Source organism: Kitasatospora sp. NPDC001095, from assembly GCF_053598615.1.
Genome location: NZ_JBSFKQ010000072.1, coordinates 22321 through 32411, shown reverse-complemented (window position 1 = coordinate 32411; position 10091 = coordinate 22321). Strand labels below are relative to the sequence as shown.

At 73.6% G+C, this 10091-nt stretch carries 9 protein-coding genes and 1 pseudogene; 5 read left to right on the top strand and 5 right to left on the bottom strand.

Translation table 11 applies throughout. The annotated features are described in order from the left end of the window. Nucleotides 1-83, top strand: a pseudogene (locus tag ACWDBB_RS34085) (transposase); the annotation flags it as partial. A gap of 7 nt (nucleotides 84-90) precedes the next feature. On the opposite strand, the gene ACWDBB_RS34080 reads toward ACWDBB_RS34085, so the two are convergent. Further along, nucleotides 91-1482, bottom strand: a complete 1392-nt coding sequence (locus tag ACWDBB_RS34080; protein ID WP_449793283.1) for an aminotransferase-like domain-containing protein — start codon at nucleotides 1480-1482, stop codon at nucleotides 91-93. Between the two features lie 85 nt (nucleotides 1483-1567). Between ACWDBB_RS34080 and ACWDBB_RS34075 the strand changes: the two genes are divergently transcribed. Beyond that, a complete protein-coding gene (locus ACWDBB_RS34075; protein ID WP_449793282.1) occupies nucleotides 1568-2230 on the top strand; it encodes a LysE family translocator in 663 nt (220 codons plus the stop codon). Here ACWDBB_RS34075 and ACWDBB_RS34070 read toward each other — a convergent pair. Then, nucleotides 2155-3021: a hypothetical protein gene (locus tag ACWDBB_RS34070; RefSeq protein ID WP_449793281.1), complete on the bottom strand. Its 867-nt coding sequence runs from the start codon at nucleotides 3019-3021 to the stop codon at nucleotides 2155-2157. The two genes, ACWDBB_RS34075 and ACWDBB_RS34070, sit on opposite strands and share 76 nt — an antisense overlap. Before the next feature lie 66 nt (nucleotides 3022-3087). Continuing rightward, the gene (locus ACWDBB_RS34065; RefSeq protein ID WP_449793280.1) at nucleotides 3088-3291 is read right to left on the bottom strand and encodes a hypothetical protein; all 204 of its coding nucleotides are present in this window, start codon (nucleotides 3289-3291) and stop codon (nucleotides 3088-3090) included. 151 nt (nucleotides 3292-3442) lie between these two features. On the opposite strand from ACWDBB_RS34065, the gene ACWDBB_RS34060 reads away from it, so the two are divergent. Then, entirely contained in the window at nucleotides 3443-4216 is a 774-nt protein-coding gene (locus ACWDBB_RS34060) for an SDR family NAD(P)-dependent oxidoreductase (RefSeq protein WP_449793279.1), read from the top strand. Nucleotides 4217-4454: 238 nt separating this feature from the next. After that, the gene (locus ACWDBB_RS34055; protein ID WP_449793278.1) at nucleotides 4455-6320 is read left to right on the top strand and encodes an ABC transporter ATP-binding protein; all 1866 of its coding nucleotides are present in this window, start codon (nucleotides 4455-4457) and stop codon (nucleotides 6318-6320) included. A gap of 113 nt (nucleotides 6321-6433) precedes the next feature. Here ACWDBB_RS34055 and ACWDBB_RS34050 read toward each other — a convergent pair whose 3' ends face one another. Beyond that, complete coding sequence (locus tag ACWDBB_RS34050) at nucleotides 6434-7102, bottom strand: lysophospholipid acyltransferase family protein (protein ID WP_449793277.1); 669 nt, start codon at nucleotides 7100-7102, stop codon at nucleotides 6434-6436. A gap of 176 nt (nucleotides 7103-7278) precedes the next feature. Here ACWDBB_RS34050 and ACWDBB_RS34045 point away from each other — a divergent pair, with 176 nt between their 5' ends. Continuing rightward, on the top strand, nucleotides 7279-7491 hold the full coding sequence (locus tag ACWDBB_RS34045; protein ID WP_392871794.1) for an EF-hand domain-containing protein: 213 nt from the start codon (nucleotides 7279-7281) through the stop codon (nucleotides 7489-7491). 117 nt (nucleotides 7492-7608) lie between these two features. On the opposite strand, the gene ACWDBB_RS34040 is transcribed toward ACWDBB_RS34045, so the two are convergent. Continuing rightward, a complete protein-coding gene (locus ACWDBB_RS34040; RefSeq protein ID WP_449793276.1) occupies nucleotides 7609-9810 on the bottom strand; it encodes a bifunctional glycosyltransferase/CDP-glycerol:glycerophosphate glycerophosphotransferase in 2202 nt (733 codons plus the stop codon). Between the last annotated feature and the right edge of the window lie 281 nt (nucleotides 9811-10091).

Here is a 10091-nt window from a genome sequence, read left to right as displayed (position 1 = left end):
TCCGCCGCTACATCATCTGGCGGAACAAGCACGCCGCCGATCAGCGGCTACGCGAAGTCGTCACCAGGGCGAACGTTGCCTGATGCGGCACTAGCTTGTTCGCCGCCCTCCGCCGAGCTCCGCAGCGATCACCGCCAGCATCTCCAGCGCCCGCGCCAGCACCGGCAACGGCGGTGAGGCGAGCCCGACCCGGACGGCGGAGGGCGAGCGCCGGGGATCGACGGCGAATGCCGCCGCCGGCGTGACCGACACCCCGGCCCGCGCCGCCTCCGCGACGAAGGCCTCCGCCCGCAGGCCCGGCGGCAGTTCCCACCACAGGTAGTACGAGCCCGGGTCGGACCGCAGCCGCTGCCCCGTCAGCACCTCGCGCGCCAGCAGCTGCCGGGCCGTCGCGTCGGCCCGCTTCGAGGCCTCCACCGAGGCCAGCGTGCCGTCCCCGATCCAGCGCACGGCCGCCTCCAGCGCGAAGCCGCTCGGCGCCCACCCGCCCGAGCGCAGCGCCCCCGCCACCCGCTCGCGCAGCGCCGCGGGAACGACCGCGAACCCGGTGGTCAGCCCCGGGGCGAGCCGCTTGGAGAGGCTGTCCACGAGCACCGTGCGCTCCGGCGCGAGCGCGGCCAGCGGCGCCGACCCCGGCCGGAGGAAGGACCAGACGGCGTCCTCGACCACCGTCAGGTCGAGCCGCCGCAGCACGGCCACCAGCGCCACCGCCCGTTCCCGCGGGAGGCTCACGCCGAGCGGGTTCTGCAGGCGCGGCTGGACGTACACCGCGCGCAGCGGACCGGCGGTCCGATGGGCGGCCGCGACGGCGTCAGGCAGCAGCCCGTGCTCGTCGACGGCCAGCGGTACCAGCACGATGCCCAGCCGTTCCGCCACCGCCTTGACCACCGGGTACGTCAGTTCCTCCACGCCCAGCCGCTGCCCGGGCGGCACCAGGGCGGACAGCGCCCCGGCGATGGCCTGCCGCCCGTTGCCGGCGAACAGCAGGTCCGCCGCGTCGACGTGCCAGGAGCCGCAGGAGTCACAGGAATCGCAGGAGTCACAGGCGTCGCAGGCGTCGACCGAGAGCAGTCCCGCGAACGCCCGCCGGGCCGCGCCCGTTCCCGCCGCGCCGACCGGCCGCAGCGCCTCGCCCAGCGCGTCCGGCCGCAGCAGCGGCGCCAGTCCGGCCGTCAGCAGCTCGCTCTGCCCGGGGACGGAGGGGTAGTTGAGCTCCAGGTCCACGGGGGTGGCGGACGGCTCCGCGAGCGCGACCCGTGCGCCGTCCGGTGCGTGTCCGGCCCGGACGAAGGTTCCGCGACCGACCTCCCCGACGGTCAGTCCGCGCCGGGCCAGCTCCCGGTAGACGCGCCCGGCCGTCGAGGCGGCGATTCCCCTGCTGCGGGCGAACGCGCGCTGGGTCGGCAGCTGTTGGCCGGGCCGCAGCCGCCCGTCCGCGATCTCGGCGGCGATCCGGTCGGCGAGCAGGCGGTAGTCGTCCATCGGGGTCGGCCCTCCAGCGGCTCGCATTGCACCGAGTGCAAAGTCATCATTGCATCGAGCCGATTGCCCGGCCTAGCCTCCTCGCATGGACGCGTTGACATCCGCCGTGGACGGCCGGGCCGTGCTCGGGATCGCCGCCGTCGCCCTGGGCATGGTGCTGTCGCCCGGGCCCAACATGATCTACCTGGTGTCGCGTTCGATCGCGCAGGGCCGCCGCGCCGGGCTGATCTCGCTGCTCGGGGTCGGGGCCGGTTTCCTGGTCTACCTGGTCGCGGTGACGGCGGGGGTGGCCGCGGTGTTCTCGGTGGTGCCCGTCCTCTACACCGCGATCAAGCTGGCCGGTGCCGGATACCTGCTCTGGCTGGCCTGGAAGGCGGTCAAGCCGGGCGGCACGGCGGTCTTCGCCCCGCAGCAGCTGCCGCCGGACCCGCCGCGCCGGCTGTTCGCGATGGGCTTCCTGACCTGCCTGCTCAACCCCAAGATCGCCATCATGTACATCTCGCTGTTGCCCCAGTTCGTGGCCCCGGAGCGCGGTCACGTCGCCGTGCAGAGCCTGCTGTTGGGCCTGACCCAGATCGCGATCGCGATCACCGTCAACGGCCTGATCGCGGTGAGCGCGGGCAGCATCGCGGCCTTCCTCAACCGTCGCCCCGGCTGGCTGCGGATCCAGCGCTACGCGATGGGCACCGTCCTCGCCGGCCTCGCCGTGAACATCGCCGCCGACCGAGCCAAGGCCGTCGCCGTCTGAACCGGGAACCGTCCCCGCCCGGGCGGAAGCGTCCCCTCCCGGGCGGAACCGTCCCCGCCCGGGAGGGGACCGGTACCGGCACCCTCAGGCCGGCTGGCGGCCCGCAGCACCTCGTACCCGGCCTGGACGAACCGGCCGTCCAGCGCCGGGGCGGTGTTGGCCACCGCGGCGACGGCCGCCTGGCCGTCCTGCGAGAACCCCACGAAGGCGGTGAAGCCCCGGGTGCCACCGCTGTGGAAGGAGAGGTCCCGGTCGCCCGAGCGGCGGTGCATCCACACCAGGCCGATCCGGTCGGTCGAGTGCGGCAGCCGCAACCGCAGCCGCTGGACGTCCCGCAGTGCGGTCCGCAGCCCGCCGTCCGGGTCCGTCGCGGGTCCGCCGTCCGGGCCCGTGGCCGGTCCGGGGCCCGGGCCCCTCACCAGTCCGCCGTCCGGACCCGTCGCAGGTCCGCCGTCCAGGTGGGCCCGGAGGTAGCGCAGCAGGTCGGCCCCGTCGGCCCGGACGGCACCGGCTCCCGGTAGTCCGGGGATGTACCAGGGCGGGAGGAAGCGTGCCTCGGACAGCAGGGCGGCGGCGGTGCCGTCGGGTTCCGCGCCGGTGAGCAGCTGCGGCGCGAACAGGTCCGCGCCGGGCACCCGTACCGCGGCCGGCAGGGGGCGGGGTACCAGGCTGTCGGGGTCCGCGAGTGCGGCCGTGCCCCCGCCGTCCTGGAGGACGGCGAGGGTCCGGTCCGCCACCCGCTCGACCGCCGCGGCGAACTCGTCACGGAGAGGGGTCTCGGCGGTTGGCATGGTGAGCGGGTCCCCCTTCAGGAGGGAGTGGTCACGGGCGCGTGGCCCGACGGGGGAGGAGCCGTCCTACCGGGTCGGCTTCTCCCTCGGGCCCTTCGGCGAGAGGAGCAGGAGCGCGGCCAGCAGCACCGCGCCGGTGGCCTCGGGCAGATACGTGGGCGCGTCGGACACGACGGCCTCGTCCTCCACCGTCAGGCTCGCGGGTGTCTCGGCCTCCAGCGTCGCGCTGTGTGACGTCGAAGCCGTTTCGGCCCGGAACTGAGCAAGCATCAGATGTGTCTCCTCGAATGGTATCCGCCCGGTCGGACGATGCCCCCGTTCGACAGTACGAGCACCCCCGGAGCCTGCATCCGGAGGTCGCCGAGCAGGTGGGATCGCCCTGGGTGTGTGCTCGGGTGCGACGAGTCGGTACGGTCGGGGCATGACCACAGCCTTGATCACCGGCGCTACCGCCGGCATCGGAGCCGCCTTCGCCCGCCGGCTCGCCCGCAGCGGCTACCGGCTCGTCCTGGTGGCCCGGGACACCGAGCGCCTGGAGCGCGCAGCCGCCGACCTGCACGGCAGGTACGGCATCGAGACGGAGGTGCTGACCGCCGACCTCGCGACCGACGAGGGCATCGGCGCCGTGGAGGCCCGGCTCGCCGACTCGGCCCGCCCGGTGGACCTCCTGGTCAACAATGCGGGCTTCGGCAACAAGGGCGCCTTCGGGACGGTCCCGCTCCAGGACGAGCTGGCCATGCTGAAGGTGCACATCGAGGCGATCCTGCGGCTGACCACGGCCGCCCTGCCCGGCATGCGGGAGCGCGGCCGCGGAGCGATCGTCAACGTCGCCTCGGTGGCGGCGTTCCTGCCGCGCGGCACCTACGGAGCCAGCAAGGCCTGGGTGGTGAGCTTCACTCAGGGCGTGATGCGCGACCTCGGCGGTACGGGTGTGCGGATGATGGCGCTGTGCCCGGGCTTCACCCGGACCGAGTTCCACCAGCGGGCCGGTATGGGTACGGGCAACATCCCGTCCTGGTCCTGGCTCTCCGCCGAGCGGGTCGTGGACGAGGCGATGCGCGACCTGGCGCGCGGCCGGTCCGTGTCGGTGCCGAGCAAGCGGTACAAGATGGCCGTGGCCATCGCCCGGGTGCTGCCCTCCGGGAAGCTCGGCGGGCTCTCCTCGAAGGCGGCGCGCACGTACCGGACGAACTGACGATCGGCGCGGTCGGGCGCGGTCGGCGCGGGTCAGCGAGGCCTCCCGGGGAAGCGGGAGCGAGCGCCGAGGGCCGAGCGCTGGGGGCCGAGGGGCGAGGGCCGAGCGCTGGGGCCGAGGGGCGAGGCCGAGGAATAGAGCTGCCCTCACTATTAGCTTGTCTAACTATGAGCTATTCTCGCTATGTCGCCCCCAACCCGCCCGTCCGCCCGACCGCCCCACCCAGGGAGGCCCGTCCTTGAGGCCCACCGCCATCGACTGGACCCCGCCCGAGCGCGCCGAGGGCGAGCCCCGCCCGCCCGCGCAGTGGCGCCGCATCCTCGCCCTCTTCCGCCCGTACCGGGGCCGTCTGGCCGTGGTCGGGCTGCTGGTCGCTGCCTCCGCCGTGGTCTCGGTCGTGTCGCCGTTCCTGCTCCGGGCCGTCCTGGACACCGCGATCCCGCAGGGCCGCACCGGGCTGCTCAGCCTGCTCGCGCTCGGGATGATCCTCACCGCCGTGGTGAACAGCGTCGTCAACGTCCTCCAGACGCTGATCTCCACCACCGTCGGCCAGCGCGTGATGCACGACCTGCGCACGGCCGTCTACGGCCACCTCCAGCGGCAGTCGCTGGCCTTCTTCACCCGCACCCGCACCGGCGAGGTCCAGTCCCGGATCGCCAACGACATCGGCGGCATGCAGTCCACGGTGACCTCCACCGCGACCAGCCTGGTCTCCAACCTGACCGCGGTGGTCGCCTCCGTCCTCGCCATGGTCGCCCTGGACTGGCGGCTGACCGTCGTCTCGTTGTTGCTGCTCCCGCTCTTCGTCTGGATCAGTCGCAGGGTCGGCCAGGAACGCAAGAAGATCACCACCGAGCGGCAGAAGCAGCTGGCCGCGATGAGCTCGGCGGTCCAGGAGTCGCTCTCGGTCAGCGGCATCCTGCTCGGCCGCACGATGGGCCGCTCCGACTCGCTCGCCCGGGAGTTCACCGGGCAGTCCGACCAGCTCGCCCACCTGGAGGTGCGGGCCAGCATGGCCGGGCGCTGGCGGATGAACACCATCCAGATCGTGCTGGCCGCGATGCCCGCGCTGATCTACTGGGCGGCCGGGCTGACCTCCGCCGCCGGCGCGCCGATCGTCTCCGTCGGCACCCTGGTCGCCTTCGTCACCCTCCAGCAGGGCCTCTTCCGCCCGACCGTCAGCCTGCTCTCCACCGGGGTGGACGTGCAGACCTCGCTCGCGCTCTTCCAGCGCATCTTCGAGTACCTCGACCTGCCGGTGGAGATCGACGAGCCGGCCGACCCGATCACCCTGACCGACATCCGCGGCGAGGTCCGCTTCAAGGACGTCGACTTCCGCTACGACCCGACGCAGGAGCGGCCGACCCTGTCCGGCGTCGACCTGACGGTCCCGGCCGGGAGTTCGCTGGCCGTGGTCGGCGAGACCGGCTCGGGCAAGACCACCCTCAGCTACCTCGTCCCGCGGCTGTACGACGTGACCGGCGGACAGGTCAGCCTGGACGGCGTGGACGTGCGCGAACTGTCCTTCGACACGCTGTCCCGGGCGGTCGGCGTGGTCTCCCAGGAGACCTACCTCTTCCACGCCTCGGTCGCCGAGAACCTGCGCTTCGCCAAGCCCGGCGCCGACGACGCCGAACTGGTCGAGGCCGCCCGGGCCGCGCAGATCCACGACACCATCGCCGCCCTCCCGGACGGCTACGACACCCTGGTCGGCGAGCGCGGCTACCGGTTCTCCGGCGGCGAGAAGCAGCGCCTCGCACTCGCCCGGACGATCCTGCGCAACCCGCCGGTGCTGATCCTCGACGAGGCCACCAGCGCGCTCGACAACCGCACCGAGCGCGCCGTCCAGCAGGCTGTGGACACCCTGGCCGCCGGCCGCACCACCATCACCATCGCGCACCGGCTCTCCACCGTCCGCGCCGCCGACCAGATCGCCGTCCTGGACCGCGGAGAGGTGGTCGAACTGGGCACCCATGACGAGCTGGTGGCGCTGGACGGCCGGTACGCGGCGCTGCTGCGCCGGGAGGTGCCAGAGGCCGCCGTCCGGGCCGACGCGCCGGAGCCCGCCGGGCAGCCCGAAGCGGCCGCGCCGGAGTCCGTGTGACGGACCGGCCGCGCTGACGGACCGGCCGCGCGATGACGACGCTGACGGACCGGCCATGCCGACCGATCGGCCAGGCCGCCGACGGACCGCCGACGCCGGCGAGCGGCCGCCGGTCAGGCCGCCTTCGGGACCTCGTTGTAGCTCCCGGCGACCTCCTGGCCGGAGAGCCGCTGGATCGCCGCCATCACCTCGTCGGTCACCTGCCGACGGGCCTTCAGCGAGCGGGCCTGCCCGTGCAGCTCGTCGAAGTGCAGCGGCTCGCCGAAGCGCACCGTCACCTTCTTCAGCCGCGGCACCCGCTTGCCCACCGGCAGGATCTGCTCCGGACCCTCCAGGGCCACCGGCACCACCGGCACGCCCGCGGTCAGCGCGAGCCAGGCGACGCCCGTCTTGCCCCGGTAGAGGCGGCCGTCCAGCGAGCGGGTGCCCTCGGGGTAGATGCCGAAGGCCTTGCCGTCCTCCAGGATCTCCAGCGCCGACTCCAGCGAGGCCTGGGCGGAACGGTAGGTGCCGCGCTCGACCGGCACGGCGCCGATGGCCTCGAAGAAGCCCTTGGAGAGCCGGCCCTTGAGCCCGGTGCCGGTGAAGTACTCGGCCTTGGCCAGGAAGTGGACCCGGCGCGGGGCGGTCAGCGGGATCACCACGCTGTCGATGAAGGACAGGTGGTTGCTGGCGAGGATCACCCCGCCCTTGCGCGGCACGTTCTCGATTCCCTCGATGACCGGCCGCCAGATCCCCCGCGAGACCGGTTTCAGCACCAACTTGGTGACGAGGTCGAGCACGATTCCCTCCCTGGACGAACGACCGCCCGGGAGGAGCCCGGGCCCGCAATCAGATCCGCAGACTACGACACCCACCCCCGCGCACGTCCACTCCCGGCGACCGTGGCGCGCACCACGGCCGGGTAGGGTACGGCCGTCGGAACAGAGCAACACCGCGCAGTACCCAGGAGGGCACGATGGAGACCACCGAGGCGATCAAGGCCTTTTTCGACCGCTTCGACAAGGACGGCGACGGCAAGATCACGGCGGCCGAGTACGCCCTGGCCGCCAATGAGATGGGCGACCACGACGTCACCCTCTCGATGGCCGAGGCGCTGATCCACAGCATGGACACCAACCACGACGGCGTCCTGACCTTCGAGGAGTTCCTGGCCGCCCGCCGGCGCTGAGCCCGCGCCGACGGGGCCGGTCGCCGTACCGGCGGCACCGGCCCCGTCCGGAGGCCCGTCCTCGCGCGGGCCTAGAGCCCCCTCCGCCGCGAACCACTGCCCCTCCGCCGCGAACCGCTACTTCTCCACCGGGAACACCCGGCGCACCACCCGCTCCGCTGCCCCGCCGTCGTCCCAGACGCAGAACTTCTCCCGGAACCGCGCCCGCGCGGCCGGCTCCGGGTCGCCCGCCAGCAGCGCCCGCGCCAGCCCGTCCGCGTCCACCGTGACCGCGCCCGGCGGCTCCGCGAACAGGTCGAAGTAGACGCCGCGCTCCCGCTGGTACTCCTCCCAGTCCGGGGCGAAGATCACCACCGGCCGGTCCAGCACCGCGTAGTCGAACATCATCGACGAGTAGTCCGTCACCAGCACGTCCGCCGCGAGGTAGAGGTCCTCGACGGTGGGGTGCGCCGAGACGTCCACGATCCGCGCCGACTCCGCCCCGGCCTCCGCCAGGTCGCCCGGACCACCGGTGTGGAAGTAGTGGGTGCGCACCAGCAGCGTGAAGTCCGGGCCCAGCCGCCGGGCCAGCTCCGCCACGTCCAGCAGCGGCACGTAGCCGCCCTTGCTGCCGCGGTGGGTCGGCGCGTACAGCACCGCCCGGGTGCCGGGCCGCAGTCCGAGCAGCTCGCGCATCGCCCGGACCTCGTCCGAAGTGGCGTTCGCCAGCCGGTCGTTGCGCGGGTAGCCGGTGTCCAGCATCTCGTACCGGCCGGGGAAGGCGCGGGCGAAGTGCTCGCTGGTGTGCGGGTTGGGGGAGACCAGGAAGTCCCAGCGGTCGACGGCCTCCTGGAGCGCCTCGAAGTCCATTCCCTCGGCCGCCGCCGGGTGGTCGCGCAGGTCCATGCCCATGGCCTTGAGCGGGGTGCCGTGCTGGGTCTGGACGTGCACCGTGCCCCGCCGCTTCGTCATGGTGCGGGGGAAGTTGACGTTGTTGACGAAGTACTTGGCGGTCGCCATCGCCTTGAGGTAGGCGGGGGTGTTGACGATCACGTACGGCACCCCGGGCGGCAGCGTGGCGGCCTGGGCGCGGTTCTCCACCACCCACACGCCCCGGATCCGCGGCGCGAGTTCCTTCGCCTTCTCGTAGATCGCCGCCGGGCTGCACGCGTAACCCCGGTGCCAGTACGCGGCGTAGACCGCGAGGTTCTCGTCCAGCGGCAGCCGGCGGAACGCGTTGTACGCGGTGAACCGGGCGCTGCTGCGCATCCCCTTCTTCACCGCGGGCGCCACCGCCCTCGCCCCGCGCTTGAGTTCGCGCGGCAGCCGGCCGGTGCGGCGCAGTTCGGCGTACGCGATCCGGGCGCCGCGGGCGGCCAGTCGGTACTGCACGCCGCGCACCCCGCCGGGGAAGCGGTAGTCGGCCGGGCGGTGGCGGTCGAAGTGCCGGGCGATCCGCTGGAAGAAGTCCCTGCGCAGGTCGGTGGGGACCAGCCCGGGGGTGTCGTAGACGTTCAGCGCCTGGCGGACGGTCCGGTCGAAGACCAGGGTGCGCAGCGAGTCCGGGACGGGTCGGCCGGGGCGGTCCGGGCGGTCCAGGAAGGCGAAGATCGCGTCGTACTGGGCGAACACGTCGGCGTGCTTGGGGGAGGCGGTGGCGGTGATCGCGCCGTCCCGGCCGCGCCGGTAGAAGTAGCAGGGGCGGTCGAGGTAGCGCAGCCGCTCGGCGGCCAGCAGCGCCGGGTAGGTGGCCGAGATGTCCTCGTAGTAGCCGCGGCCGAAGGAGACGCCGAGGCCGTCCAGGAACGCGCGGCGGAACAGCTTGTTCCACACCGACATCACGGTCTGGAACAGCGCCGGGTGCTCGGCCAGGGTGCAGCCCTCGACCAGCGGGGAGCCGATCAGCACGTGGCGCCAGGGGTTGGGCTCGGTCCCGCCGTCCGGGTAGACGTGGGTGAAGTCGGTGATCAGCACGTCGGCGGGGGTGTCCCGGCGGCTCTCCTGCGTCAGCTCGTCCAGGAGGGCGCCGACGGTCCCCTCGGGCACCCAGTCGTCGCTGTCCACGAACCAGACGTACTCGCCACGGGCCTGCGGCAGGGCGGCGGTGCGGGCGCCGCCGAGGCCCTGGTTCTCGGTGAGGTGCAGGACCCGCAGGCGGCTGTCGCGGGCCGCGTAGGCGTCCAGGATCGCGCCGGAGCCGTCGGGGGAGAGGTCGTCGACCGCGATCACCTCGAAACGGGTCTCGGCGGCGGGGGTGTCGCCGAGGATCGAGTCGAGGCAGCGCGGGAGGTACCGCTCCACGCCGTGGACCGGGAGCACGATGCTGAGGAGGAGGGACACGCTGGCCGAGTGTACCGATCCACCGGGTGCGACCTGCGCGGACGGCCGGCCGGGCGCCGTGGGGGCCTGGAGGTCGGTGCGGGCGCGGTGGGGACCAGCGGCTGTGGCGGGCCCGTGGGCGGGTGTCCGGGGGCGGGCGTTCGTGGTGGACCCGGAACCGCCGGTGCCGGGCCCCGTGCGGGGCGGCACCGGCAGTCAGGTGGCGGTCCGGCCGACCCTCTACGGCCGACCGCCGGTCCGGGCACCGCGCGAGCCTGGCCGCCGCAGCGTCGAGGCGGCCG

Coding starts and splice junctions, on each gene's coding strand:
- ACWDBB_RS34080 (WP_449793283.1), bottom strand. CDS start 1,482: ATGGACGACTACCGCCTGCTCGCCGACCGGATCGCCGCCGAGATCGCG.
- ACWDBB_RS34075 (WP_449793282.1), top strand. CDS start 1,568: ATGGACGCGTTGACATCCGCCGTGGACGGCCGGGCCGTGCTCGGGATC.
- ACWDBB_RS34070 (WP_449793281.1), bottom strand. CDS start 3,021: ATGCCAACCGCCGAGACCCCTCTCCGTGACGAGTTCGCCGCGGCGGTC.
- ACWDBB_RS34065 (WP_449793280.1), bottom strand. CDS start 3,291: ATGCTTGCTCAGTTCCGGGCCGAAACGGCTTCGACGTCACACAGCGCG.
- ACWDBB_RS34060 (WP_449793279.1), top strand. CDS start 3,443: ATGACCACAGCCTTGATCACCGGCGCTACCGCCGGCATCGGAGCCGCC.
- ACWDBB_RS34045 (WP_392871794.1), top strand. CDS start 7,279: ATGGAGACCACCGAGGCGATCAAGGCCTTTTTCGACCGCTTCGACAAG.